Annotated in this window: 25 protein-coding genes, 1 tRNA gene and 1 pseudogene; 11 read left to right on the top strand and 16 right to left on the bottom strand. The window is 70.8% G+C overall.

The window, feature by feature from the left end; translation table 11 throughout:
- Nucleotides 1-3: 3 nt before the first annotated feature.
- The 6 genes and pseudogenes from moaD to K4L06_RS14040 form a co-directional block, all read right to left on the bottom strand.
- Nucleotides 4-246 carry a molybdopterin converting factor subunit 1 gene (gene moaD, locus K4L06_RS14060; RefSeq protein WP_221671957.1) on the bottom strand — a complete coding sequence of 81 codons (243 nt, stop codon included), beginning with the start codon at nt 244-246 and terminating at the stop codon, nt 4-6.
- A 218-nt stretch (nt 247-464) separates the two neighbouring features.
- Nucleotides 465-935 (bottom strand): annotated as a pseudogene (gene moaC, locus K4L06_RS14055) (cyclic pyranopterin monophosphate synthase MoaC); the annotation flags it as partial.
- Complete coding sequence (locus K4L06_RS22630) at nt 932-1,654, bottom strand: phytanoyl-CoA dioxygenase family protein (protein WP_255595130.1); 723 nt, start codon at nt 1,652-1,654, stop codon at nt 932-934. The pseudogene moaC and the gene K4L06_RS22630, both read right to left, overlap by 4 nt.
- Before the next feature lie 41 nt (nt 1,655-1,695).
- Nucleotides 1,696-2,694: a GTP 3',8-cyclase MoaA gene (gene moaA / locus K4L06_RS14050; RefSeq protein ID WP_221673635.1), complete on the bottom strand. Its 999-nt coding sequence runs from the start codon at nt 2,692-2,694 to the stop codon at nt 1,696-1,698.
- 60 nt (nt 2,695-2,754) lie between these two features.
- Nucleotides 2,755-3,510, bottom strand: a complete 756-nt coding sequence (locus tag K4L06_RS14045; RefSeq protein WP_221671956.1) for an MBL fold metallo-hydrolase — start codon at nt 3,508-3,510, stop codon at nt 2,755-2,757.
- Between the two features lie 30 nt (nt 3,511-3,540).
- Complete coding sequence (locus K4L06_RS14040) at nt 3,541-4,290, bottom strand: 3-deoxy-D-manno-octulosonic acid kinase (protein WP_221671955.1); 750 nt, start codon at nt 4,288-4,290, stop codon at nt 3,541-3,543.
- A 21-nt stretch (nt 4,291-4,311) separates the two neighbouring features.
- Between K4L06_RS14040 and K4L06_RS14035 the strand changes: the two genes are divergently transcribed.
- Complete coding sequence (locus K4L06_RS14035) at nt 4,312-5,397, top strand: glycosyltransferase family 9 protein (RefSeq protein ID WP_221671954.1); 1,086 nt, start codon at nt 4,312-4,314, stop codon at nt 5,395-5,397.
- 215 nt (nt 5,398-5,612) lie between these two features.
- On the top strand, nt 5,613-6,200 hold the full coding sequence (locus K4L06_RS14030) for a hypothetical protein (RefSeq protein WP_221671953.1): 588 nt from the start codon (nt 5,613-5,615) through the stop codon (nt 6,198-6,200).
- 28 nt (nt 6,201-6,228) lie between these two features.
- Here the strand turns inward: K4L06_RS14030 and K4L06_RS14025 are convergent, their stop codons facing one another.
- Nucleotides 6,229-6,636 carry a DUF6165 family protein gene (locus K4L06_RS14025; protein ID WP_221671952.1) on the bottom strand — a complete coding sequence of 136 codons (408 nt, stop codon included), beginning with the start codon at nt 6,634-6,636 and terminating at the stop codon, nt 6,229-6,231.
- 130 nt (nt 6,637-6,766) lie between these two features.
- On the opposite strand from K4L06_RS14025, the gene K4L06_RS14020 reads away from it, so the two are divergent.
- Both K4L06_RS14020 and K4L06_RS14015 read left to right on the top strand, forming a co-directional pair.
- Nucleotides 6,767-6,857 (top strand) — tRNA-Ser (locus K4L06_RS14020).
- A gap of 336 nt (nt 6,858-7,193) precedes the next feature.
- Nucleotides 7,194-7,898: a PP2C family serine/threonine-protein phosphatase gene (locus K4L06_RS14015; RefSeq protein WP_064746225.1), complete on the top strand. Its 705-nt coding sequence runs from the start codon at nt 7,194-7,196 to the stop codon at nt 7,896-7,898.
- Between the two features lie 119 nt (nt 7,899-8,017).
- Here the strand turns inward: K4L06_RS14015 and dnaQ are convergent, their stop codons facing one another.
- The 3 genes from dnaQ to K4L06_RS14000 form a co-directional block, all read right to left on the bottom strand.
- A complete protein-coding gene (gene dnaQ / locus K4L06_RS14010; protein ID WP_221671951.1) occupies nt 8,018-8,752 on the bottom strand; it encodes a DNA polymerase III subunit epsilon in 735 nt (244 codons plus the stop codon).
- 184 nt (nt 8,753-8,936) lie between these two features.
- The gene (rnhA, locus tag K4L06_RS14005) at nt 8,937-9,407 is read right to left on the bottom strand and encodes a ribonuclease HI (RefSeq protein ID WP_343225760.1); all 471 of its coding nucleotides are present in this window, start codon (nt 9,405-9,407) and stop codon (nt 8,937-8,939) included.
- Between the two features lie 31 nt (nt 9,408-9,438).
- The gene (locus tag K4L06_RS14000) at nt 9,439-10,149 is read right to left on the bottom strand and encodes a methyltransferase domain-containing protein (protein WP_221671950.1); all 711 of its coding nucleotides are present in this window, start codon (nt 10,147-10,149) and stop codon (nt 9,439-9,441) included.
- A gap of 299 nt (nt 10,150-10,448) precedes the next feature.
- Between K4L06_RS14000 and gloB the strand changes: the two genes are divergently transcribed.
- Both gloB and K4L06_RS22735 read left to right on the top strand, forming a co-directional pair.
- On the top strand, nt 10,449-11,237 hold the full coding sequence (gene gloB / locus K4L06_RS13995; RefSeq protein ID WP_221671949.1) for a hydroxyacylglutathione hydrolase: 789 nt from the start codon (nt 10,449-10,451) through the stop codon (nt 11,235-11,237).
- Nucleotides 11,234-12,469 (top strand): lytic transglycosylase domain-containing protein, encoded by a 1,236-nt coding sequence (locus tag K4L06_RS22735; protein WP_221671948.1) that lies wholly within the window; start codon nt 11,234-11,236, stop codon nt 12,467-12,469. Before gloB ends, K4L06_RS22735 begins: the two co-directional genes overlap by 4 nt.
- A 150-nt stretch (nt 12,470-12,619) precedes the next feature.
- Here K4L06_RS22735 and K4L06_RS13985 read toward each other — a convergent pair whose 3' ends face one another.
- The 6 genes from K4L06_RS13985 to grxC all read right to left on the bottom strand — a co-directional run bounded on the left by K4L06_RS13985 (nt 12,620) and on the right by grxC (nt 17,496).
- Nucleotides 12,620-13,963: a Na+/H+ antiporter NhaC family protein gene (locus tag K4L06_RS13985; protein WP_221671947.1), complete on the bottom strand. Its 1,344-nt coding sequence runs from the start codon at nt 13,961-13,963 to the stop codon at nt 12,620-12,622.
- Nucleotides 13,964-14,423: 460 nt separating this feature from the next.
- Nucleotides 14,424-14,660 (bottom strand): hypothetical protein, encoded by a 237-nt coding sequence (locus K4L06_RS13980; RefSeq protein ID WP_221671946.1) that lies wholly within the window; start codon nt 14,658-14,660, stop codon nt 14,424-14,426.
- 119 nt (nt 14,661-14,779) lie between these two features.
- On the bottom strand, nt 14,780-15,013 hold the full coding sequence (locus tag K4L06_RS13975) for a hypothetical protein (protein WP_221671945.1): 234 nt from the start codon (nt 15,011-15,013) through the stop codon (nt 14,780-14,782).
- A 227-nt stretch (nt 15,014-15,240) separates the two neighbouring features.
- Nucleotides 15,241-16,254 carry an isocitrate dehydrogenase gene (locus K4L06_RS13970; protein ID WP_221671944.1) on the bottom strand — a complete coding sequence of 338 codons (1,014 nt, stop codon included), beginning with the start codon at nt 16,252-16,254 and terminating at the stop codon, nt 15,241-15,243.
- 371 nt (nt 16,255-16,625) lie between these two features.
- Nucleotides 16,626-16,961, bottom strand: coding sequence for a carboxymuconolactone decarboxylase family protein (locus tag K4L06_RS13965; RefSeq protein WP_255595643.1), 336 nt, complete (start codon nt 16,959-16,961; stop codon nt 16,626-16,628).
- A 259-nt stretch (nt 16,962-17,220) separates the two neighbouring features.
- The gene (gene grxC, locus K4L06_RS13960; protein WP_221671942.1) at nt 17,221-17,496 is read right to left on the bottom strand and encodes a glutaredoxin 3; all 276 of its coding nucleotides are present in this window, start codon (nt 17,494-17,496) and stop codon (nt 17,221-17,223) included.
- A gap of 378 nt (nt 17,497-17,874) precedes the next feature.
- Between grxC and K4L06_RS13955 the strand changes: the two genes are divergently transcribed.
- The 5 genes from K4L06_RS13955 to ppx all read left to right on the top strand — a co-directional run bounded on the left by K4L06_RS13955 (nt 17,875) and on the right by ppx (nt 25,521).
- Nucleotides 17,875-19,503, top strand: a complete 1,629-nt coding sequence (locus K4L06_RS13955; RefSeq protein ID WP_221671941.1) for a M48 family metalloprotease — start codon at nt 17,875-17,877, stop codon at nt 19,501-19,503.
- Between the two features lie 296 nt (nt 19,504-19,799).
- Nucleotides 19,800-20,507: a phosphate regulon transcriptional regulator PhoB gene (gene phoB, locus K4L06_RS13950; protein ID WP_221671940.1), complete on the top strand. Its 708-nt coding sequence runs from the start codon at nt 19,800-19,802 to the stop codon at nt 20,505-20,507.
- 9 nt (nt 20,508-20,516) lie between these two features.
- Nucleotides 20,517-21,872, top strand: coding sequence for a phosphate regulon sensor histidine kinase PhoR (gene phoR / locus K4L06_RS13945; protein ID WP_221671939.1), 1,356 nt, complete (start codon nt 20,517-20,519; stop codon nt 21,870-21,872).
- An 18-nt stretch (nt 21,873-21,890) separates the two neighbouring features.
- Nucleotides 21,891-23,975: a polyphosphate kinase 1 gene (gene ppk1, locus K4L06_RS13940; protein ID WP_221671938.1), complete on the top strand. Its 2,085-nt coding sequence runs from the start codon at nt 21,891-21,893 to the stop codon at nt 23,973-23,975.
- A 16-nt stretch (nt 23,976-23,991) separates the two neighbouring features.
- The gene (gene ppx / locus K4L06_RS13935) at nt 23,992-25,521 is read left to right on the top strand and encodes an exopolyphosphatase (RefSeq protein WP_221671937.1); all 1,530 of its coding nucleotides are present in this window, start codon (nt 23,992-23,994) and stop codon (nt 25,519-25,521) included.
- Nucleotides 25,522-25,535: the final 14 nt, after the last annotated feature.

Below are 25,535 nucleotides of genomic sequence, written 5' to 3'. Positions count from 1 at the left end.
CGCTCAGCCTCCCGACACCGGCGGAATGAAGGCAACTTCGCTGCCCGCGCGCGGCGCGTCGTCCCAGCGCGCGAAGGCGCCGTCGACCGCGACCCGCAGCCGCTCCACCGGCAGGGCGAAACCGTGGCGCGCGCGCAAGACTTGGTACAACGCGCGCAGATCGGCCGCGTCGGCGTCGACGGTTTCGCTGGCGACGCCGGCGGCGTCGCGCAGGCTGGCGAAATACAGCACGGTCAGACGGCTCATGCGGCGCCTCCGCGACGCGCACGCGCCGGCCGCGCCGGGCCCGGCTTGCCGGCAACGCGTTTGCCTGCAGCGGGCTTGGCTGCGACAAGCTTGGCCGCGGCAGGCTTGGCTGCGGCAGGCTTGACGGTAGCGGGCTTGGCCACAGCCGCCCGCTTCGCGGCGCTTTGGCGCGGCTTCGCCGCCGCGATGGCGTCCTCGGCGAATCCGCTGCGGCCGAAATCGCGCTTGCCGCCGCGCTTGCCGAGCAGCCGCGCCGGGCCGAGCACGATCGCATGCGACAAGGCCTTGCACATGTCGTACACGGTCAGCGCCGCGACCGTGGCCCCGGTCAACGCTTCCATCTCGACCCCGGTGCGATGGGTGGTGCGCACCGCGCAATCGATCGCCAGGCTGCGTTCGCCGTCCCAGTCGATGGCGATCCGGCAGCCGTCGATCGGCAGCGGATGGCAGAACGGAATCAGCTCGTGGGTGCGCTTGACCGCCATCGTGCCGGCGACGATCGCGGTGTCGATCACCGCGCCCTTCTTGCTGCGCAGCCCGCTGGCGCGCAACTGCGCGGCGACCGCGGCCGGAAACGTCACCCGGCAACGCGCCGCGGCTTCGCGCGCGGTGGTCGCCTTGGCGGACACGTCGACCATCGCCGGACGGCCGTCGCGATCGATATGGGTCAGGGCGGAATCGGCGCTCAAATCGTCACACTCCAGCGTAGTCCGTACCCCGGCTCGCGCGGTCCGAACAGAAAATGCAGCACCCGCCGCCGGCCCTGCGGTCGGACCGCCTTGGACGAGGCATGCAGCAGCAAGGGTTGCATGATAAGCAGATCGCCGGGCTGCGCGCTGCATTCGGTTTCGCCCGCGCCGGCGCGCAATGCCTGCGCCTGCGATGCGCGCAAACGCCCGTGCCGGTGCGAGCCCGGCACCACCCGCAGCGGACCGTCGCCGCCGCCGCAGGGATCCAGGTGCAGGCGCACCACGGTCAGCCGTGCCAGCAATCCCACCGGCGGCTGGACGAAATCCAACCCCTGCTTGCGCGACCAGCCGCGCAACTGCGGATGTTCGATGCGCTCGGCGACCGGCACCGAGAGATCCTGGTGCCAGGCGACCTTCCAGTTACGCGACGCGCTCTTGCGGAACAAGCTGGCTTGCACCGCGACGGCGTCCGCGTCGAGCACGTCCGACGCCGCCAGCAGGCGCCGCAAGGGCGCGACCCAGGCCGCGCAACCGGCGTGGGCGAGCAGATCGCGGCTGCCCGCCTCGGCCTCGTCGAGCCCCTGCACCGCCGCATCGGCCTGCGCGCCCGCCCGCGCCAGGTCCGCGCCGGACAGCGCGCCCGGCCAGAGCAGGAAACCCTGGCTGCGCAATCGCTGCGCCCCGGTCGGCTGGACATGCGCAGCGGCGATCGCGTTCATGCCTGGATTGTGCCCGCTCCGCACGGCCCGCGCCGCAGCGCTCAACCGCCGATCAGGAACATCTCCACATGCCGGCGCGGGCGCGGCGCGTCGGCGGCGCGCAACTCGCTGTAGCGGTCGCCGCGTTGCGACCACAGCCGGGCCAGGTGGGCGGCGAAGGCGTCCTCGCCCTGGGCCAGCGGCGGGCGCAGATCGCTGCCTTCGGCGGCGAACAGACAGGTGTACAGACGACCGTCGGCGGAGACCCGGGCTCGATGGCAGTCGCCGCAGAACGGCGCGCTGATCGAGGAGACGAAGCCGATCTCGCCGGCGCCGTCGACGAAGCCGTAGCGCGAGGCGACTTCGCCGCGGTAGTTGGCGTCGAGCGCGCGCAACGGCCAGCGCGCATGGATCCGGTCGCGCAGCGCCTGCGAGGGCACGACGCCGGCCTGGCTCCAGCCGTTGCAGTTGCCGACGTCCATGTATTCGATGAAGCGCAGCACGTCGCCGCCGGCGCGGAAGCGCTCGACCAGCGGCAGCACCTGGTCTTCGTTGACCCCGTGCTGGACCACGCAATTGAGCTTGATCGGCCCGAACCCGGCCGCATGCGCCGCATCGATCCCGGCCAGCACCTGCGCGACCTCGCCGCGGCCGCCGGACAGGCGCCGGAACAAGGCCGGGTCGAGCGCGTCCAGGCTGACGGTGAGACGGCGCAGGCCGGCCTCGCGCAGGGCCTTGGCCTGTCGCGCCAGCAACGAGCCGTTGGTGGTCAGGGCCAGATCGTCCAGGCCGGGGATCGCCGCCAGGCGCGCGATCAGTTCGGGCAGGCGCTTGCGCAGCAGGGGTTCGCCGCCGGTCAGGCGCAGCTTGCTGACCCCGATGCGGACGAAGCCGCGCACCAGGGTTTCGATCTCGTCGAAGCTCAGCCGCCCGGCCGCGTCCAGGCCGTAGTCGTCGCCGACCCGATCGGCCGGCATGCAATACGGACAGCGGAAATTGCAGGCCTCGATCAGCGACAGGCGCAGGTCGCGCAGCGGCCGGCCGAGCCGGTCGAGCGGCAGCGCCGGCGCCGCTTCGCCAGCGGCCCGTGCGGCAAGCTCCTGCGCTGCGACGGCATTCACCTAGGACGGCACCTGGGTCTGATGGGGCTCGGCCAGCTCGATCACCTCGCCCGGCCTGCCCACACGATACCCCCGCGCGGCCAGCACGTCGCCTTCCTCGCGGCTGCCGTAGTGGTACAGGACGCAGCGGTTCAGCAACTCGCGCGGGTATTCGCGCTCCAGGTCCTCGATGCCGCTGTGCGAGGGGTTGCCGTGCAGGGCGCAGTCGTGGGCGATCAGTTCGCCGGCGTCGGCGTATTTGGCCAATACCTCGGGAATCGGCCGGGTGTCGCCGGTCCAGATCGCGCTGCCGCGCAGACGCAGGCCGAAGGCGCTGTCGGGCCAATGGTGGCGGGTGGCGAACACTTCCAGGCGCTGGCCGTCGTGCCAGAAATGGCCGCTGACCGGAACCAGTTGGAACGCATCCCAGAAGTTCACCCCGCCCTCGGCCAGCACGTTGGGGTAGTCGGCCACGCGCTGGTGCAGCAAGGGCACCACCGGCGCCGGCACGTACAGGCGCACCTTGCCGCGCTTCGCCGGATCGAAATAGTGGGCGACGAACAAGCGCTCGAAGCCGGCGACGTGATCGAGGTGGGTGTGGGTGACGAACAGCGCTTCGGGCATCCGGCCGTAGTGGGCCAGATACGCGGTCAGGCCTTCGCCGCCGCAGTCGACGGTCAGCCACGGCTCGCCGTCGCGCTCCAGCGTCGCCATCGCCGAACCCAATTCCACCGCCGACGCATTGCCGACGCCGTGCAGACGCAACCGCCAACTCATGCCCACCCTCGCCTTTGACCGAACACTCTTTCAGTAACCACGTTCCCAGGCGCGGTCATAGGCCGTGCGCAGTCGGGCGAAATCGCGCTCGACCTCGGCCGGCGAGCGCGCGCCGCGCAGCTTCTGCAGCGAACGCAGCAGCCGGGCCAGATTGCGCTCGCGCCAGGCGGTGGCCGGGATCCGGATCGCGCCGCGGTCCAGGTCGATGACCCAGCCGCGGCCGCCGCTGTCGAACAGCAGATTGGTGGCGTTGAGGTCGGCGTGGTCGAGCCCGGCGCGGTGGCAGCGCGCGATCAGCCGGCCGGCCTCCTCCCAGGGCGCGCCGTCGCCGGCGACCGCGGCGCGGTCGGCCAGCGAGCGCACGTCGTTCAGGCGCTCGATCAGGATCGCCGCGTAATAGTGCAGCCCGTCACGCCGGTACCAGGCCGCGACCGGCATCGGCACCGGCAGACCCTTGCGCGCGACCTCGCGGGTCAGGCGGAACTCGGCGAAACTGCGGGTGCGGTGGGCGCCTTGCCACCAGTAGCGGTCGCGGTTGAAGCGCGCGACCAGGCCGCCGCGCAGGTAGCGCCGCAGCACCGCCTGGCCGAACGGCGCGTCCACGAACCAGGCCCCGCCGCGGCCGCCGCTGTCGACCGGACGCGCCTTGGCGCCCCAGTGCGCGGGCGAGAACCACTCCGGCAGCGCTTGCTGCACCCGCTCGCGGTCGAACAGAATCGCACCGTAGCCGCTGTCGTCGCGGTACGGCGTCAGTCCCTCGGCGGCGTCATAACCCGTCATCCGTCCGAGTCTAACAAGCACGTGAGCCAATCGCCTCTCAGTTCTTCGCCTTCCCTATGCCTGCTGCGCCTGTCGGCGCTGGGCGACGTGACCCATGTCGTGCCGCTGGTGCGGACCCTGCGCGCGGCGCGCCCGCAGGCCTCGATCGTGTGGCTGATCGGCAAGGGCGAACGACGCCTGCTCGACGGCCTGGAGGGGGTCGAGTTCGTCGAGTACGACAAGAAGACCGGCTTGGCCGGCATGCGCGCCGTCGGCCGCGCGCTGCGCCAGCGCGAACTGCCCGACGGGCGCTTCGAGGCGCTGTTGCAGATGCAGGTCGCCGCGCGCGCCAACCTGCTGTCGGCCTTCGTTCCGGCCCGGCGCCGGGTCGGCTACGACCGCGCCCGCTCCAAGGACCTGCACGGCCTGTTCGTCAACGAACGCATCGCCGATCGCCCAGGCATCCACGTGCTCGACGCGATCGGCAGCTTCTGCGAACCGCTGGGGCTGCGCCAGACCGAAGTGCGCTGGGACCTGCCGGTGCCCGACGAGGCGCGCGAATGGGCGCGGGCGCAGTGGCCGCAGGACGGCGTGCCGACCCTGCTGATCTCGCCCTGCTCCAGCCACGTGCTGCGCAACTGGCGCAACGAACGCTATGCCGCGGTCGCCGACCACGCCGCCGACCGCGGCTGGCGGGTGGTGCTGTGCGGCGGCCGCAGCCAGCTCGAACGCGACACCGCCGACGCCATCCTGGCCGCGATGCGCCATCCCGCGCTTGACCTGGTCGGCAAGGACACGCTCAAGCAACTGCCGGCCTTGCTCGAGCGCGGCCAGTTGCTGATGACCCCCGACTCCGGGCCGATGCACATCGCCAACGCCATGGGCACCAAGGTGCTGGGCCTGCACGCGGCCAGCAATCCGGCGCGCAGCGGGCCCTACAGCGACCGCCGTTATTGCGCCGACCGCTACGACGACGCCGCGCGCAAGTACCTGGGCAAGCCCGCGGCCGAAATCGGCTGGGGCCGCAAGATCGAGCACGACGGGGTCATGGACCTGATCACGGTCGAGGACGGCATCGCCGCGTTCGAGCGCTACCGCGCCGACCACCCGGCGCAAGCGGGCGCCTGAGCACGGGCCAGCGGCCGGGCCAGCCGCCGGCCGGCGCTGGCCGAGTTTCTACTCCATACGGGTACGTATACCCTGCCCGCCTAATTCCCCGACGCAACCCGGCCGGACCGCTGGCGCGGCCTGAATCGGCCGGGTTTTGCGTTAACGAAGGTGCGGTGTCGTCTGACCGACACGGCCCGATGCGACGTTGAACCGTCCCCAACGAGACGCTGCCCATGGCTTCGGCCGCCTACGCCGGTTTCCACGCGCCGCCGCCCGGTTCCCTGCCCGCCGACCTGGAGGCGCTGCTGCGCCTGTGGCGGCGCCAGCATCCGCCGTTGCTGCAGTTGCTCGCCGAACTGGGCTGCACGGTGATCGATCACGACTACCAGCCCGCCCTGCTCGACCCGGAGGGCTATCTGAGCCGCGCCGACCTGGCCGATCCGATGGTGCGCGCGCGCTGCGCCGCGATCGAGGGCGTCAGCGCCTACATCAGCTTCGTGATCGAGAACGACGAGGGCGAGGTGATCGGCTATTGGCACGGCCCGGAGCAGCGCTCGCTGCACGAGGCGCCGATCGTCAAGCTCGAGGCCCGGGGGCGCTTCCAACTGTTGCCGGGCCGGCACCTGATCGAGGCCCTGCTCGGCGAACTCGGCCGCGCCGACCCGGCCGCGGCGGGCGATTTCGCCCGCCTGTTCGCCGGGCTCGGGATCGCCGCGCCGACCCGCGGCCGCAGCGAGCCGGCTTGGCCGGACGCGGCCACTCATCCGGCCAGCCTGCAGCAACGCCTGTACGAGGCGGCGCTGGATCCGCGCCGCCACTGAGCCGCGGGCGCGGCCCGCGGCGCGGCGCTCAGCCGATCGGGCCGCTGCCGTAGTCCTGGTAGGACTTCTCTTCGACGTAGGTCGAGCCCAGGGCGATGTTGATCTGCTTCTTGACCCGCGCGCGCTCGTCGTTCTCGACGTAGACCGAGCGCGCCAGGCGGATGAACTCGGCGTCGAATTCCTGGCGCTTTTCCTTGATCCGGATGTCGTCCTCGATCACCCACAGGCGCTCGTTGACCGCCTTGAGGTCGGCGCGCAGGCGGACGATGTCGTGGCCGGCGGCCGGGTGCGCCATCCAGGTCTTCTCCAGCGCGGTCAGCTCGTTGCGCACGTTGGCCAGCTTGGCCTCGTCGCTCATGCGCTCGGACTTGATCTGCAGGATCGCGATCTTGTCGAGCAGTTCGCCAAAGGACACCGGAACCAGGATTTCGGACATGTCGCGCAGCCGTTCGTCAGCGTAGGGGCGGCTAGTGTAGCCCGCGACGATCCGGGTCGCCGGGCGGCCCGGCACGAAGCGCTTGTCGGCGGGCGCGGCACCCCGTATCATTCTCGGCTCGCACGCACCCGGAGAGGTGGCAGAGCGGTTGATTGTACCTGACTCGAAATCAGGCGTACGTTTATAGCGTACCGGGGGTTCGAATCCCCCCCTCTCCGCCAGATACGCAACACGACGGGCCCCTCGGGGCCCGTTTTGTTTTCCGGCGCCGGTCCCGGCGACACGCTCGTCCACGCGAGCGTGCGGCCAGTCCGGCAGCGAGGCGGGCTTCATCGCCGGTTCGGCCGGCGCGGGCCAGGCTGCCGGCTACCCCGCTTGCAGGCACGCGACTCACGCCTGCAGCCGGGCCACGTTATCGAACGCATACACGGCCTTCATCCACCCTCGTGCATGAAGCCGTGCAGGGATCACGCTTTCTTGCTACGCGGCCGCTGGACCGCGATGATTCCGTTCATTGCATTGGCGCACACGACGGACGCGAACGGCACGACCGGCAGATGATCGAATTCGGACACCTCACGCACGTCGGCCTGCGCCGCGAACTCAACGAAGACACCTACTACGGTGACAGCGAACTCGGGCTGTGGCTGGTCGCCGACGGCATGGGCGGCCACGAATACGGCGAGGTCGCCAGCGCGCTGGCGCGCGAGGTGATCGTGCGCGAAGTGCGCAACGGCACCGCGCTGGCGCAGGCGATCCGGATCGCCGACGAAGAGATCATCCGCATGTCGCGGCGGCGCAACGAAGCCCTGCCGATGGGCACCACCGTGGTCGCCGCGCGCATCGCCGGCAACCGCTTCGAAGTGGCCTGGGTCGGCGACAGCCGGGTCTACCTGTGGCGCGACGGCCATCTGGCCCAGCTCTCGCAGGACCACAGCTACGTCCAGGAGCTGATCGCCAACGGCGCGATCACCCACGAACAGGCGCGCAGCCATCCGCACCGCAACGTGGTGACCCAGGCGCTGGGAGTGACCGACCCGCGCAATCTCAACGTCGAGACCATGACCGGCGAACTGCGCTCGGGCATGCAGTTGCTGCTGTGCAGCGACGGCCTGACCGAAGAGGTCGACGACCGCAGCATCGCCCGGGTGCTGGCGCACAACGATTGCAGCGCGCAGGAATGCGTCGATTCGCTGGTCGCCGCGGCCCTGGACGGCGGCGGTTCGGACAACGTCACCGTGGTGCTGGTGCGCAGCCACTGAGCCGCGCCGGCCCGGCCGACGGGCGTTTTTAGACGAGCGCCCGAAGAACCAAGAAATTCCAAACATTTCCAAAGCCGCGCCGCGGACCGGCGCGCGCTTTGCGTGCGCGGCTCGCGCGCTCAGGCCTCGGCCGCTTCCAGCGCCGGTTCCGGCAGGACCTGGTCCCACACGCACTTGCCGGCCTTCTTGCGCAGCTTTTCCAGCCGCGCGCGGTGCGCGGCCAGTTCGTCGGCGTGCACCACCACCCGCGGCCGCGCCGCGCCGAGGTCGACCTGGAGGCTGACCTGGGCGTCCTGCGCCGCCACCGCAGTGTCGCCGAAGCCGATCTCTTCCTGGCCCGAGGTCAGGGCGATGTAGACCTCGCCGAGGATCTGGGCGTCGAGCAGCGCGCCGTGCAGCTGGCGGTGCGAGTTGTCCACGCCCAGCCGCTTGCACAGCGCGTCCAGCGAATTGCGCTGGCCGGGGAAGCGCTGCCGCGCCAGCAGCAGCGAGTCCTCGATGTTGCTGACGTGGTCGCCGAGCTTGCCGTACTGGGCGCCGCAGATCGACAGCTCGTTGTTGAGGAAGCCGACGTCGAAGGCCGCGTTGTGGATGATCAGCTCGGCGCCCTGGATGAAGGCCAGGAACTCCTCGACCACCGCTTCCATGCGCGGTTCGTTGGCCAGCCGCTCCAGCGACAGGCCGGTGACTTCCTGCGCGCCGGCCTCGAACTCGCAATCGGGCTTGATGTACTGGTGATAGGTGCGGCCGGTCGGGCGGCGCTCGACGAACTCGACGCAGCCGATTTCGACCACGCGGTTGCCGCGCTCCCAGCTCAGGCCGGTGGTTTCGGTGTCCAGGATGATTTGGCGCATGGGGGGATTGTCTCAGATGCCGGGAGCGAGCGTGCGGGAGGTTGCTCGTCGCCAGGCGACCTCGTCGCGTGCGAGGTTGCTCGGCACTAGGCGGCCTCGTCGCGTGCGAGGTTGCTCGGCACTAGGCGACCTCGTCGCGTGCGAGGTTGCTCTGCGCCGCTCCCGGTCTTCGCTCGTTGATGCATTACGGTCGGTAGGGCCGCAGCCGCTCCGCCTGCACCCGCGCCAGCGTGTCCACGCGCTCGTTGTCCGGGTCGCCGGAATGGCCCTTGACCCACTTCCACTCGATCGAATGGCGCAGGCTCGCGGCGTGCAGGCGCTCCCACAGGTCGCGGTTCTTGACCGGGTCGCCGCCGGCGGTCTTCCAGCCCTTGCGCACCCAGTTGTTGATCCACTGGGTGATGCCCTGGCGCACGTACTGCGAGTCGGTGGTCAGCACCACCTTGCACGGTTCGTTGAGCGCTTCCAGGCCCATGATCGCGCCCATCAGCTCCATGCGGTTGTTGGTGGTGTCCGGCTCGCCGCCGGACAGCTCGCGCTCGCGCCCCTTGTAGCGCAGCAGCGCGGCCCAGCCGCCGGGGCCGGGGTTGCCGAGGCAGGCGCCGTCGGTGTTGATTTCCACGAGCTTGTCGGCGCCCGGACTGGTTTGGCTCACGCAGCGGTTTCTCTTGAACGGCAGCCGGACATTATCGCCGTTGCGCGCCCCGGGTCGAGCCGCGCTGGGCGCGCGGAATCAATCCGCCGCTGCCCTGCCAGCGCAGCACCTGCAGCCGCGGCGGCGGAATCGCCGCATGCACGCGCTTGGTCAGGGTCAGCGCGACTCCGGCGCGGAACACATCGGCCGCGGCCACCCCGGCGTCGCCGTGGGCGACCCGCCAGCGCGGCCCCAGCCATTGCAGGCTGACCGCATCGGAGGAAAAGCCCGAGCTGCGCAGCATCGCCTGCCAGTGGCCGGCGTCGCGGGCGATCAGGCCGCTACGCGCCCAGCGCAGCCGGTAGGGGCTCCAGGGGTTCAGGGTCGCCAGCCACAGCCGCCCGCCCGGGGCCAGGATCCGCGCGCATTCGCTCAGCAACGGCCGCGGGTCGGCGCCGTCGTCGAACACGTGCTGCAGCAGGACCGCGCCGAAGGCCTCGCTGGCCAGCGGCAGCGGCAGCCGGCAGCGGACCGCGCCGTCGAAGCCGTAGCGGCTGCGGCGCAGGGCCACCCCGCGCCCGCCCGGCGCCGACGCCGCGGGCAACCCGAACCAGGCCCAGGGCAAGGCCGGACTGGCCGCCAGGACCCGGCTCATCGCCGCCGCCTCGACCTCGAGCAGGCCTTGCCCAGCGACCTCGCCGAACCAGCGCAGGGCGCCGGCGGGGTCGACTTCGGGTTGACGGCCGTGGGACAGGGCGGGCATGGTCGCGTCTCGCAGGGACGGGGCGGAACTGGCGGGGACCGTCGGCGGCGCCGAAAGCGGCGCCCGGACGGAGCCGGAGTTCGCCGCCATGGTCGCAGATCGCGGTTACGCCGGCGTGGTCCGGCCATCGCCGGCGGCGACGAGCCGCCCTCCCCGCGTACCGACCGGCGGCCGGCCCTGGGCCGGCCCCGACCGCGGCGGGCGCTCGCCCGGACTGTGCGCCTGCGGCGCCGGCCGGACCAGCCCAGCCACCCGCCCACGCCGACGGCGCGCCGCCGGCGTCCGCCAGGAGACCGACGATGCGGCTGCTCGCCCTGCCCGCCCTCAGCGACAACTACATCTGGGCCCTGTGCGGCAGCGACGACGAGACCGCGCTGATCGTCGATCCGGGCGACGCCGCGCCGGTGCTGGCCGCGGCCGCCAACGGCCTGCGCCCGGTCGGGGTCCTGCTGACCCACCACCACAACGACCACATCGGCGGCACCGCCGCGCTGTGCGAGCGCTGGCCCGGCCTGCCGGTGTTCGCTCCCGACGACGAACGCATCGACCAGGCCACGGTGCGGGTCGACGACGGGGTTCGGGTCCATGTCGCCGGCTGGACCCTGCAGGTCCTGGCCGTGCCCGGCCACACCCGCAGCCACGTCGCCTATTACCTGGACCGCAGCGGCAGCGACGGGCAGCGCCTGCTGTTCAGCGGCGACACCTTGTTCAGCCTGGGCTGCGGCCGCTTGTTCGAAGGTACCGCCGCGCAGATGCTGAGCTCGCTGACCCGGCTGGCCGCCCTGCCGGACGACACCCGGGTCTGTTGCGGACACGAATACACCCTGGCCAACGCCGCCTTCGCGCGCGTGGTCGAACCCGACAATCCGGCGCTGCGGCGCCGCATCGAACAGGCCCAGACCATGCGCAACGCCGGACGCCCCTCGGTTCCCAGCTCGCTCGCCGAGGAGCGCGCGACCAACCCCTTCCTGCGCAGCCGCGAAGCCGCGGTGCTGCGTTCGCTGACCGCCCGGCTCGGCCGCGCGCCGGCCGACGAGGTAGAAGCCTTCGCCGAATTGCGGCGCTGGAAAGACGGGTTCCAGGCGTGAACGCGGCCGCCTCGCACGGCGTCCGCCGGCTCGCCCTGGGCGCGGCCCTGGCCTGCGCGCTCGCCCTCGGCGCCGCGCCGGCGGCTGCGGCCGAGCCCGCCGCCGACGAGGCCGCCGCCAGCACCCGCAACGGCCGCGAGATCTACCGCCGCTTCCGCGAGGGCCTGGCCGACCCGAGCTGCGAGCCCGGGGTCAGCAGCCGCTGGCGCCAGCACTTCGCCACCGCGCCCAAGCGCCTGGCCCGTTCCGACGACGACCTGCTGCCGCTGTTCGGCTACGTGGTCGACGCGCTGCGCGAGGCCAGCCTGCCGACCGAGTACGCGCTGATTCCGTTCGTCGAAAGCGGCTACCGCCCCGGCGCGCGCAGCGCCGCCGGCCCGGCCGGGCTGTGGCAGATGATCGCGATGACCGCGCGCAACCATCGCGTGCCGATCCGCGAGGGCTACGACGGCCGCCTGTCGCCGGTCGAGTCGACCCAGGCCGCGGTGCGCTACCTCAAGACCTTGCACGGCATGTTCGGCGGCGACTGGCGGCTGACGGTGATGGCCTACAACGCCGGCGAGTACCGGGTGCTCAACGCGGTCCGGCGCGCCGGCACGCCGATCGCCCAGACCCGCCACGACAGCCTCAGCGGCCTGTCCGAGATCACCACCGCCTATGTGCGCAAGCTGCACGCCCTGTCCTGCCTGATGGAACAGGCCGACGACCGCGACGAGTGGCTGGCCGCGCTGGACCGCCCGGTGCCGCGGCTGGAGGCGGTGCAGGTGCCGGCCGACGTCGACAGCATCGGCGAGTGGGCCGCGCGCACCGACCAGGACCCGGCCCGGCTGCTGCGCCTGAACCCGGCCTTCCGCGACGGCCGCATCGCCCGCGCCGGCGGCAAGCGCGCGCCGTTGCTGGCGGTGGCCAAGCCGGCGATCGGCTCGCCCGGGCCGGTCGCGGCCGAGGTGGCCGTGGCCGAAGGCGCGCTGCCCTCGAGCCCGGCCAGCGCCATCGAAGGCTCCGCCGCCGACGCCCCGCTCACCCGTACCTCAGCCGACGCCGCGCCGCCGGGCGAGCCCGGCGCCGGCCGCCGCCATACCGTCGGCCGCGGCGACAATGCCTGGACCATCGCCAAGCGCTACCGGATCCGCGTCGCCGACCTGCTGCAGCGCAACGGCCTGAGTCCCAAGGCCGTGCTCAAGCCGGGCCAGGCCTTGCTGATCGACGCGCCAGGGCGCAAGCAGGACTGAACCCCGGCCGGGCCGGAACCGGCGGCGGCAGCGAACCGGGTCAGCGCCGCAGGCGATCGGCGCGGTCCTTGCCTATTGCCCGTCCCCACGCAGACGGTCGGCCGGGTTGGGGCGAATCGCTCGCGCGCTGCGCCTGGCGCGCCAGCGCGCTCAGCCCGCCGCCGCCTCGGCCGCGCGCTTGCGCGCAGGCCACAGCATCGCCACCAGGGTGATCCCGCCGAGCAGCCAGCTGTAGTGGACGTTGCCGACCAGTTGCAGCGGCGAGACCTTGCTCAGCGACGCGGCGAGCAGGATCTGCGCGCCGTAGGGCAGCACGCCCTGGGTCACGCAGGCGAAGATGTCGAGCACGCTGGCCGCGCGCGCCGGCGGCACGCCGTGCTGCTGGGCGACGTCGCGGGCCAGGCCGCCGCTGATCAGGATCGCGACCGTGTTGTTGGCGGTGAACACGTCGGTGGTCGCCGACAGCGCGGCGATGCTGATCTCGCCGGCGCGGCGGCTGCGGTGGCCACGGGCGAACTTGCCGATCACCTGGGCCAACCAGGCCAGCCCGCCGGCCGCCTTCATCAGCGCGCCCAGGCCGCCGACCAGCAAGGACAGCAGGGTGATCTCGACCATGCTCTCGAAGCCGTCCCAGATATGGCTGGTGTAGGCGGCGAAACCGAAGTCCTCGGCGAAGAACACGCCGAACAGGCCGGCCACCACCAGGCCCAGGCTCAGCACGATGATCACGTCGATCCCGGCGATGGCCAGGCCGAGCACGATCAGATAGGGCAGGATCAGCCACGGCGAGACCGGATCCGGCGTTTCCACCGGCGCGGTCTCGCCGAGGAAACCGAGCAGCACCAGGGTCGCCAGCGCCGCCGGCAGGGCCAGCTTGAAGTTCTCGCGGAACTTCTCGCGCATGGTGCAGCCCTGGGTGCGGCTGGCGACGATCGCGGTATCGGAGATCACCGACAGGTTGTCGCCGAAGGTGGCGCCGCCGATCACCGCGCCCAGCACCAGGGCGCGGTCTAGGCCGGAGGCGTCGGACACGCCCAACGCGATGGGCGCGACCGCGGCGATCGTGCCCATCGAAGTGCCCAGCGACATCGAGATGAAGCCGGCGACCACGAACAGCGCCGGCAGCAGCAGCGCCGGATGCACGTTGCCGACCCCGAGCGCGACGATCGCGTCGACCGCGCCGATCGCCTTGGACACTTCGACGAAGCCGCCGGCGAGCAGGAAGATCAGGCACATCAGCACCACGTTGTGGTCGCCCATGCCCTGCAGCAGGGTGTCCAGCGGCTTGATCCCGCGCCGCCAGGCGATGAAGGCGGCCAGCGCCAGCGCCGGCAGGATCGCCACCGGCGCGTGCAGCTGATAGAAGCCCATCGCATCGCCGTGCGCGGTGAAGTACAGCCCGGCGCCGAAGAACAGGGCCAGGAACACCAGCAGCGGGCTCAGCGCCAGCGCGCTCGGCGAGAGGGGCGCGCCGGGGCGGGACGGATCATTCATCTCTTCATCCGAATGGAATAGAAAACTGGGCGATTTTGCAGCGCAGCATCACGAATGTCGAGTGCCGGGGGTGGAAAGCTGGGATTCGGGATTCGGGATTCGGGATTCGGGATTCGGGATTGGGGATTGGGGATTGGGGTTTGGTGTCGGCCCAGGGCTTTAGCCTGGCCTGGAGGCTTTCGCCCCACCCTCACCCCAGCCCTCTCCCGCAAGCGGGAGAGGGGGCGATACGCGGCGGTCCTCTCCCCTTCTGCCAGCCGCCCCCCTACATCGCTTCTGCTCTTCCCTTCTCCCGCTTGCGGCGACCGCAGGAAGTGCAGAGCCGAGAAGGTGCCCGCAGGGCGGATGAGGGCGGCGGCCAACGAAAACGGGGCGCCCGCAGGCGCCCCGTCGATATCGCGTTGGCCGGCCGGCGCCGGGCCGCCGTGTTGCAGACGGCCCGGAGCGCCGGCGCGAGGGCTCAGATCACGATGACGCAGCGGCCGTAGCGGTCGCAGATCGCGTAGGTCTGCCACACGCCTTCGTCGCACAGATAGATCCGCGAGCTGCCGTCCCAGGAGCGTTCGGTGACCCGCTGGCCCTGGTTTTCCGCGGTGCAGGTGCCCGGCGCCGGAATCGCGGCGACGGTACCGGCGGCGCTCATCAACACGATCGCCACGAATGCGATCGCCTTGCCCTTCATCGTCCTGATCTTCATGGATGCCTCAATGCATACAAGGTGCCGCCGGAAAGGCGCGTCGCGATGCGGCGCCCGTGGCGCGCCTGGCGGCGCGCTCGGCAGTCGACGGCGTCCTGCCGGTCTCATGCCGCGATCGCTCAGATCACGATGACGCAGCCGCGGTAATCGCAGATCGCATACAGCAACCACACCCCGTCTTCGCACTGGTAGATGCGCGAGGTGCCGTTGGCGCCGTATTCCTTGACCCGCTGGCCCTGGTTTTCCGCGGTGCAGGTGCTGCGCGGCGGGATCGCGGCGACGGTGCCGGCCGCCGCCATCAGCGCGATCGCCAGCAACGCCAAGGCCTTGCCCTTCATCTTCCTGATCTTCATGTCGTTCCTCGATGCGAACCTGACCGCCGGGATGCGGGGCCGCCGCCGCTCCCCAGCGGTGACGGGCTTGAATGCGCGCGCGGCCCCTTCGGGCAGTCGACGGCGACCTGCCGGAATCTCGCCGCAGGAGCCTAGCGCCGCGGGCCGCGCGCAGGCGTGCGGCGCGCCGCAAAAACGAACGGGGCGCCCGAAGGCGCCCCGTCGTCGATCGCAGCGGGCGGTGTCGCTCAGGCCGCGGCGCGGCGGGCGATGGCCTTGGCGAAGGTCAGGGTGTCGGCTTCGCCGCCCAGGTCCGGGGTCAGCGAATCCTTGGCTTCCAGGGTGGCGACGATGGCGTCGCGCAGCTTGGTCGCCTTGTCCGGCTGGCCCAGGTGATCGAGCATCTGCGCCGCGCCGAGCAGCAGCGCGCAGGGGTTGGCGATGCCCTTGCCAGCGATGTCCGGCGCCGAGCCGTGCACAGCCTCGAAGATCGCCGCGTCGGTGCCGATGTTCGCGCCCGGGGCCAGGCCCAGGCCGCCGACCAGGCCGGCGCACAGGTCGGAGATGATGTCGCCGAACAGGTTGGTGGTGACGATGATGTCGAACTGCTCCGGACGCATCACCAGCTGCATGCAGGTGTTGTCGACGATCATCTCGTTGCACTGGATGTCCGGATACTGCTGCGCCACTTCGCGCGCGGTCTTCAGGAACAGGCCCGAGGTCGACTTCAGGATGTTGGCCTTGTGCACCACGGTGACCTTCTTGCGGCCGGTCTTGCGGGCCAGGTCGAAGGCGTAGCGGACGATGCGATCGGAACCGCGACGGGTGATCTTCTGGGTCAGGGTCGCGACTTCGCCGTCTTCCGACAGCGACTGGCCTTCGCCGATGTACGCGCCTTCGGTGTTCTCGCGCACGGTGATCAGGTCCACGCCCGAGGGGAAGCGCGACTTGGTGTTCGGGAACGACTTGGCCGGACGCACGTTGGCGTACAGGTCGAAGCGCTTGCGCAGCTCGACGTTGATCGAGCTGAAGCCCTCGCCGACCGGGGTGGTCAGCGGGCTCTTCAGCGCGATGCGGTTCTTGCGGATCGAATCCATGGTGGCTTGCGGCAGCAGCTCGCCGTGCTTTTCCAGCGCAACCAGGCCGGCGTCGGCGAACTCGTAGGACAGGCCGACGTTCATCGCGTCGAGCACGTGCAAGGTCGCGTCCATGATCTCGGGGCCGATGCCGTCGCCACGGATGACCGTAATCGTTTGCGTCATGAGAAAGGTTCTTCCAGCGGTAGGGCGCGCGGCGCTGTGGCGCGGCGCACGAAACGAAAGTGTTAACCGCACAATTATGCCGGAAGCCGTCCCGCCCTGCATTCGCGGCCGTACTGGACCAAGGTCGGATGGCCGGTTTCGCCCCCAGCGGCCCGATTCGGCCAAGCCGGGCGGCTTCGGGCGCTCGCCAAAGGGTAGGAGCGGCGCCCCACAGGGATCTCCTCCGGTCACAAGTCGCGACCGCGCAGGCGGCCGCCCTGCGGCATGGCGCCAGTCTCGCGGCCTCTCAAGACGCGAAAACCCGGTCCCGCCGTCGCAAAACGGAGGCACCGGGCTTCGGGGTCGCGGCTTACGCCGCTCCTACAGGGGATTCAGCCGTGGTCGTGGCCGGCCGGGGCCTGGGCCTCGCCCTGTTCGAGCCGGTCGAGGAAATCGACCGCGCGGCGCAGATGCGGGATCACGATCGAGCCGCCGACCACCAGGCCGACCGAGAAGGTCTCGAACATTTCGTCGCGGTTCACCCCCGCTTCCTTGCACTGGGCGACGTGGTAGCTGATGCAGTCGTCGCATCGCAGCACCAGCGAGGCGACCAGGCCCAGCAGCTCCTTGGTCTTCACGTCCAGCGCACCGGCCTGGTAGGTCTGGGTGTCGAGGGCGAAGAAGCGGCGCACGACCTGGTTGGGTTCGGCCAGGATGCGTTCGTTCATGCGCTTGCGGAACGCGGTGAATTCGGCGACTCGGTCTTGCTGCGACGAGGCGGCGTCGTCGGCGGGGGGATGGCTCACGCGGGGTCCTTGGGTAAGAAGCTTGGATAAGAAGCTATGGCATAGAGGGGCTGGGCGCGGAGAATGAACCGCCGCGCATGCCGTCCCTGGCGCGACTTGGCCGGCTCCGGATCGTCCGGCCCGGCCATCCCTGGCCGGGCGTTCGCGAGCGCAGGCGGCGGTGCCGCCTGGGCGCGCTCGCTCACCCCGCCAGCAACGGCTCCAGGCCGCCGGCGCGGTGCAGCGCGATCATGTCGTCGTAACCGCCGACATGGGTCTGGCCGATGAAGATCTGCGGCACACTGGTGCGCTGGGTGCGGGCGACCATCTTCTCGCGCTCGCCCGGCTCCAGGTCGATCCGGACCTCGGTCCACTGCTGGCCTTTGCTCTTGAGGAAGTTCTTGGCGGCGACGCAGTAGGGGCAGATCGCGGTGGTGTAGATGAGGATTTCGGGCGTGCTGGGGGCGGTGTCGCTCAAAACGGTTTCTCCTGCCTGAACTCTGGGGTGCGCTTGCGGTCGAAGGCTTGCGCTCGAAACATGGGCGCAGACCCGGCGAGTTTAAAGTTCGCCGGCGGAACGCACTCCACCGGCATTCGATACGCCGGCGTCCGGAACAAGGCGTCTGCAAGAAGGATACCGGCCGCGCGCAACCGCCGCGGCCGTCTTCGATCGGATGCCGGCTTGCCGACGCTACCGATCCCAGGGTGAACGCACCGAAGACGAGGCGCCGAAGTTAACACCGTGTTCACGCCGTCCGCCGATCCGGGCGGCATCCTGCCATGCATCCGCTGCGCGCGTACTCCAGCCGCGTCGCCGCACCCAGCCGACCGGCCCCGCCGGCCCGAGGACCACCGCTTGCGCCGCATCGCCCTGCTCACCGCCGCCGTCACCCTCGCCCTCGGCAGCCTCTGCGCCGACGCGCAGGAATCCAAGCTGCCGGACATCGGTTCCTCGGCCGGCGAACTGCTGACCCCGGCCAAGCAGCGCCAGTACGGCGCGATGATGCTGGCCCAGTTGCGCCATTACGATTACCTGCTCGAAGACCCGCTGGTCGACAGTTGGGTGGAGATGCTGGGCACGCGCCTGGCCGCCAACAGCGACAAGCCGCGCCAGCCGTTCAATTTCTTCATGCTGCGCGAGCGCCAGATCAACGCCTTCGCCACCCTCGGCGGCTATATCGGGGTCAACTCCGGCCTGGTCCTGACCGCCGAGCGCGAGGACGAAGTCGCCGCGGTGCTGTCGCACGAAATCGCCCACGTCACCCAACAGCACGTGCTGCGCGGGGTCGAACGCGCCCAGCGCGACCAGTTGCCGATCCTGCTGGCGATGCTCGGCGCGATCGTCGCCGCCCAGGCCGCCGGCGGCAATTCCAGCGACGACGCGACCATGGCCGCGGTCAGCTCCGGCATGGGCCTGATGCAGCAAAGGCAGATCAACTACACCCGCTCCAACGAGTCCGAGGCCGACCGGATCGGCATCCAGACCCTGTCGCGCAGCCACTACGACACCACCGCGATGGCCGATTTCTTCGCCCGCATGCAGCTGGTCTCGCGCAGCAACAAGGCCAACTGGTACGGCGAGACGCCGGACTATCTGATGACCCACCCGGTCACCACCACCCGGATCAGCGAGGCCAAGGAGCGCGCCGAGCAGATCGCGGCCAAGAACAGCGTCACCGCGATCACCGCCACGCCGGACGCGACCCGGGTCGAGCGCATTCCCAAGACGCCCTTCAGCCTGCCCGACAGCAGCGACAACCCGCTGCTGCCCAGCGGCATCCGGATCAGCGACCAGGCCCTGACCGCGGGCGGCACCGGCGTGTTCGATTTCGCCCGCGAGCGGATCCGCGTGCTCAGCGCCAATTCGCCGCGCGACGCGGTGCGCGAATACGAACGCCTGGGCACCCAGAGCGACGCCCAGCGCTACGGCATGGCCCTGGCGCAGATGCGCAGCAATCAGCCCGGCGCCGCGGTGCCGGCGCTGGAGACGCTGCTGCGCAAGCACCCCGGGCAAATGTGGCTGAGCCTGGCCCTGGCCGAGGCGCAGGCCCAGGCCGGCCAGACCGCGGCCGCCGACGCCCGCTTCGAGGCCCTGCTGCGGCAGACCCCGAACAACCGCGCCGTCGCCCTGGGCTACGCCAAGGTCCTGACCGACCGCAATACGCCGGCCGCCGGCCAACGCGCCCAGGCGGTGCTGCGGCCCCTGCTCGGCGGCGGCGGCGAAGACCCGCTGCTGCAGCAGACCTACGCCCGCGCCTGCGAGATCGCCGGCGACGCGATCCGCGCCGGCGAGGCCTATGCCGAGGCCGCCTACCTGCGCGGCCGGCCGGAACAGGCCCTGGTCCAGCTCAACAACCTCAAGCGCAAGCCCGACCTGGACTACTACGCCCGCGCCCGGATCGAGGCGCGCATCGCCGCGATCACCCCGACCGTGCTGGAACTGCGCCGCCAGGGCGTGCGCGACGAGGACCTGCGGCGCCAGTAACCGGCCTCCCTGCGCGGCGCCCTGCCGCCGGCGGCCGCGCCGGCGCGCGGCCGACTGCCATGCCCATGTCATCTGGCGGCCAAACTCGAGCGTCGCCGATCGCGCCGTCATCGCCGGCGAAACTGGCGCCTGATCCGCGCAAGCCCCACCCCCCGGGGGTTTCCCTCCGCGCCGCGGCGGCGACGCTGGCGATCACAGTCCGCTCAAGACCGCCCGTCCCATGTCACGGAGCAGTCATAAAACGGTAGTGTACTGACGCGGTTTCAAGGCCCTCCCCAGCCTCCCCCGGTGACCGTGTGCAGAAGCGCATCCTGATAGTCGAAGACGAACCCGCCATCCGCGACATGGTGTCCTTCGCCCTGCGCAAGGGCGAGTACGAGCCGGTCCATGCCGGCGACGCCCGCGAGGCCCAGGCGGCGATCGCCGACCGGGTGCCGGACCTGATCCTGCTCGACTGGATGCTGCCCGGCACCAGCGGCCTGGAGCTGGCCCGGCGCTGGCGCAAGGAATCGCTGACCCGCGAGATCCCGATCATCATGCTCACCGCCCGCGGCGAAGAGAACGACCGGGTCGGCGGGCTCGAGGCCGGGGTCGACGACTACGTGGTCAAGCCGTTCTCGGCGCGCGAACTGCTGGCGCGGATCCGCGCGGTGCTGCGCCGCTCGCGCGAGGACGACGAGGACGGCAGCGTCGGCGTCGGCCCGCTGCGCATCGACGGCGCCGCGCACCGGGTGTTCGCCCAGGCCGACGGCGGCGACCAGCCGGTGCAGATCGGCCCGACCGAGTACCGGCTGCTGCATTTCTTCATGACCCACCCCGAGCGGGTCTACTCGCGCACCCAACTGCTCGACCACGTCTGGGGCGGCAGCGTCTACGTCGAGGAGCGCACCGTCGACGTGCACATCCGCCGACTGCGCAAGACCCTGGAGCCGCACCGCCTGGATGGCATGGTCCAGACCGTTCGTGGCGCCGGGTATCGTTTTTCCGCTTCGCTCGCCGCGTAAGCTGGGGGTATGCCGCCCCGCGCACGCTCCGCCTGGTTCCGCACCCTGGGTCAGCTCGCGCTGATCCTGGTCGCTGCGGCCGTACTCGGCGTTCTGATCGGCCATCCCTGGCCGGTGGTCACCGCCGCCGCCCTGGGCGTGGTCGCCTGGCATTACTGGCGTCTGCGCCGGGTGCTGATCCGGCTGACCGCGCGCCAGCGCCTGACCCCGCCGCTGGGCGAAGGGATCTGGAACGAACTGGACCGCCTGCTCCACCGCAGCCAGGCCGAGATGCGCGGGCGCAAGCGCCGCCTGATCGAAATGCTGCGCGCCTACCGCGCGGCCGCGGCGGCGATGCCCGACGCGATCGTGGTGGTCGAGCGCAACAGCCAGCGCATCCAATGGTTCAACGAAGCCGCCAACGGCCTGTTCGGGCTGCGCTATCCGCGCGACATCGGCGCGCCGGTGGTGCAGCGCCTGCAGCCGCTGCAACTGGCGCACTGGCTGGCCTCCGGGCGCAACGCCGAGCCGCTGGAAGCGGCCTCGCCGTGGAATCCGGCGATCACCCTGAGCCTGCGCCTGATCCCGTATTCGGAGAACCTGTGGCTGCTGGTCGCGCGCGACGTCAGCCGGTTGCTGCAGCTGGAGCAGATGCGCCGCGACTTCGTCGCCAACGTCTCGCACGAGCTGCGCACCCCGCTGACCGTGGTCCACGGCTACCTGGACATGCTCGATCCGGAAGAGCACCCGGACTGGGCGCCGATGCTGGCCGAAATGCAGCGCCAGTCGCAGCGCATGACCCAACTGGTCGAGGACCTGCTGACCCTGTCGCGGCTGGAATCGCAGGACGGGCTGGCCGGCGAGGAGACCGTGGCGATGGCCTCGATGCTGGCCACGCTGAGGCGCGAGGCCAACGCCCTGAGCCAAGGCCGGCACGAGATCGCGATGGACGACCTGGCCGGGGTCGACCTGTTCGGCTCCAACAAGGAACTGCACAGCGCCTTTTCCAACCTGGTCAGCAACGCGATCCGCTACACCCCGGCCGGCGGCACCATCCGCATCCGCTTCCGTCCCGAAAGCGACGGCCTGGCGCGCGGCGCGGTGCTGGAGGTGGTCGACAGCGGCTACGGCATTCCCGCCGCGCACCTGCCGCGGATCACCGAGCGTTTCTATCGCGTGTCCACCAGCCGCTCGCGCGAAAGCGGCGGCACCGGCCTGGGCCTGTCGATCGTCAAGCACGTGCTGAACCTGCACCAGGCGCGGCTGGAAATCGCCAGCGAAGTCGGCCGCGGCAGCACCTTCGCCTGCCATTTCGGCGCCGACCGGCTGCGCCGTCGCGACGCCTACGACGGCTATTCCGATACTCTTCCCGAAGCACTGCCCTAGGACCGCCGCTGTAGCGCCATGAACGCGATGACGGAAACACCGCTGGACACCGACCCGCTGCGCGACAGCGCGCTGTACTTCAACCGCGAGCTGTCGCAGCTGGACTTCAACTTCCGCGTCCTGGCCCAGGCCCAGGACCCGCAGGTGCCGCTGCTGGAGCGGCTGAAGTACCTGTGCATCTCCTGCACCAATCTCGACGAGTTCTTCGAGATCCGCGCCGGCACCCTGCGCCACGCCCAGGACCTCGGCCTGGCGCCGGGCCCGGACGGGCTGGCGCCGCAGACCGTGCTCTCGCACATCCACGAGCGCGCCGCCGAGCTGGTCAAGGCCCAGTACGAATGCTGGAACGAGGTGCTGCGCCCGGCGCTGTCGGACGCCGGCGTGCGCGTGCTCGGCCGCAATTCCTGGAACGCGCGCCAGACCCGCTGGCTGCGCGCCTATTTCCGCGACGAGATCATGCCGGTGCTGTCGCCGCTGGGGCTGGACCCGGCGCATCCGTTCCCGAAGATCCTCAACAAGTCGCTCAACATCGTCGTCGTGCTCAAGGGCAAGGACGCGTTCGGCCGCGCCGGCAACCTGGCCATCGTGCGCGCGCCGCGCTCGCTGCCGCGGATCATCCAGCTGCCAGAGAACGTGTCCGGCGGCAAGCACGACTTCGTATTCCTGTCCTCGGTGCTGTCGACCTTCGTCGACGAGCTGTTCCCGGGCATGGAGGTCAAGGGCGCCTACCAGTTCCGGGTCACCCGCAACTCCGAGCTGCTGGTCGACGAGGAAGAGGTCGACAACATCGCCCTGGCCCTGCGCGACGAGCTGATCGGCCGCGGCTACCTGCGCGCGGTGCGGCTGGAGATCGCCGAGCAGTGCCCCAAGCCGATCGTGCGCACCCTGCTGGAGAACTTCGACCTGCCCGAGAACGCGGTCTACCGCATCAACGGCCCGGTCAACCTCAACCGGGTGATCCAGGTCTACGATCTGGTGCAGCGCCCGGAGCTGAAGTTCCCCTCCTACCAGCAGCGCGTGCCGGCCGGCATCGACAGCATTTTCGATACCGTCGCCGACGGCGACCTGCTGCTGCACCACCCCTTCGATTCGTTCGCGCCGGTGCTGGAGCTGATCCGCCAGGCCGCCGAAGACCCGAACGTGCTGGCGATCAAGCAGACCCTGTACCGCGCCGGCAAGGATTCGCCGATCGTCGAGCAGCTGGTCCAGGCCGCGCGCAACGGCAAGGACGTCACCGTGGTGGTCGAACTGCGCGCGCGCTTCGACGAGGAGGCCAACCTGGGCCTAGCCGACCGGCTGCAGGAGGCCGGGGTGCAGGTGGTGTACGGCGTGGTCGGCTACAAGACCCACGCCAAGATGCTGCTGATCGTGCGCCGCGAGGGCCGCAAGCTCAAACGCTACGTGCACCTGGGCACCGGCAACTACCACAGCGGCACCGCGCGCGCCTACACCGACTTCGGCCTGATCACCGCCGACCCGGACATCGGCAACGACGTGCACCTGATCTTCCAGCAGCTGTCCGGCCTGGCGCCGTCGCTGAAGCTCAAGTGCCTGCTGCAATCGCCGTTCACCCTGCACGCAGGGGTGCTCAAGCGGATCGATCGCGAGACCAAGCACGCCCGCGCCGGCAAGCCGGCGCGGATCGTGGCCAAGATGAACGCCTTGAACGAGCCGCAGGTGATCCGCGCCCTGTACCAGGCCTCGCAGGCCGGGGTCCAGATCGACTTGATCGTGCGCGGCGCCTGCACCCTGCGCCCGGGCGTGGAAGGCGTGTCCGACAACATCCGGGTGCGCTCGATCGTCGGCCGCTTCCTCGAACACCACCGGGTCTACTGGTTCGCCAACGACGGCGCCCCGGACCTGTTCTGCTCCAGCGCCGACTGGCTGGAGCGCAACCTGCTGCGCCGGGTCGAAACCGGTTTTCCGATCCTGGATTCGGACCTGCGCGCGCGGGTCTATGAGGAGGCGCTGGCCAATTACTTGAACGACAACCTCAACGCCTGGCAGCTCGGCGCCGACGGGCGCTACCAGCGGGTGGCGCCCGAGGACGGCGCGATGCCGCACTCGGCCCAGGCCACCCTGTTGGCCAAACTGTGCGGATAGTCGAAAATTCCGCGCCATGAATAACCTGTTCCCGACCACCCGCCTGCCGCTCCAGGACGGCGACCTGCTCGCCGCCGTCGACCTGGGGTCGAACAGTTTCCACATGGTGGTCGCGCGTTACGTGCTGGGCCAGTTGCGCACCGTCGACCGCCTGCGCGAGACCGTGCGCCTGGCCGAAGGCCTGGACCGCAAGGGCGGCCTGGCGCCGGAAGTGCGCCAGCGCGCGCTGGATTGCCTGTCGCGCTTCGGCCAGCGCATCCGCGACGTGCCGCCGCAGCGGGTGCGCGCGATCGCGACCAATACCGTGCGCCGCCTGGCCGCGCCGCAGGCCTTCCTGATGCCTGCCGAATCGGCCCTGGGCCACGCCATCGAAGTCGTTTCCGGCCGCGAAGAGGCGCGCCTGATCTACCTCGGCGTGGCCCACGCTCAGCCGTCCAAGCCCGGCGAGCGCCGGCTGGTGATCGACATCGGCGGCGGCTCCACCGAATGCATCGTCGGCAGCGGCTTCGAGGCGATCGAGCGCGAGAGCCTGCAGGTCGGCTGCGTCGCCAGCACCCGCCGCTTCTTCGAAAACGGCAAGCTGTCGAAGAAGAAATGGCGCGACGCGCTGAACGAAGTCTCGGCCGAGTTCCAGCAGTTCGCCGGCACCTACCGCGCGCTGGGCTGGCACGAGGCGCTGGGCTCGTCCGGCACCAACAAGGCGATCGGCGAGATCTGCGCGGCGATGAAGCTGACCAAGGGCGCGGTCACCGCCGAAGCCCTGCCGCAGCTGCGCGAGCGCCTGCTCCAGGCCGAGCGCATCGAGGCCATCGACCTGCCCGGCCTGTCGGCCGACCGCCGGCCGATCATCGCCGGCGGCATCCTGATCCTGGAGGCCGCGTTCAACGTGCTCGGCCTGCAGCGCATGGCGGTCAGCAAGGCGGCGATGCGCGAGGGCGTGCTGTACGACATGCTCGGCCGCGGCGGCGCCGACGATCCGCGCGACGCGGCGGTCGCGGCCCTGGTCAAGCGCTACGGCATCGACGAGCAGCAGTCGGCGCGGGTCGAGGCGACCCTGATGCGACTGTTCGACCAGGTCGCCAAGGGCTGGAGCCTGGACGCCGACGACCGGCTGATGCTGCAGCGCGCCGCGCGCCTGCACGAGCTCGGCCTGGCCATCGCCCACAGCCAGTACCACGTGCACAGCTCCTACGTGATCGAGAATTCGGACATCTCCGGCTTCTCGCGCCAGCAGCAGCAATTCCTCGCCGCGCTAGTGCGCACCCACCGCCGCGGCATTCCCAAGTCCGCCTTCGAGGCCCTGCCCGACCGCCTGCTCGCCGCGGTCCGGCGCAGCTCGGCTCTGCTGCGCCTGGCGGTGCTGCTGCACCGCGCCCACGAGTCCGATCCGATCCCGCAGCTCGACGCTCACGCCGACGGCGGCACCCTGACCCTGACCGTGTCCAGGCGCTGGCTGGAGTCGCGGCCGCTGATCCGCGCCGACCTGGAGGGCGAACCGCAGGACATGGCCGGGTTGGGGATCGCGCTGAAGCTGCTGGCGTCGTAAGCCGACCGGTCCGC

This window comes from Lysobacter sp. BMK333-48F3 (assembly GCF_019733395.1).
Classification (GTDB): domain Bacteria; phylum Pseudomonadota; class Gammaproteobacteria; order Xanthomonadales; family Xanthomonadaceae; genus Lysobacter.
The sequence above is the reverse complement of the archived record's forward strand: the minus strand, read 5'-3'. Positions and strand labels throughout refer to the sequence as shown.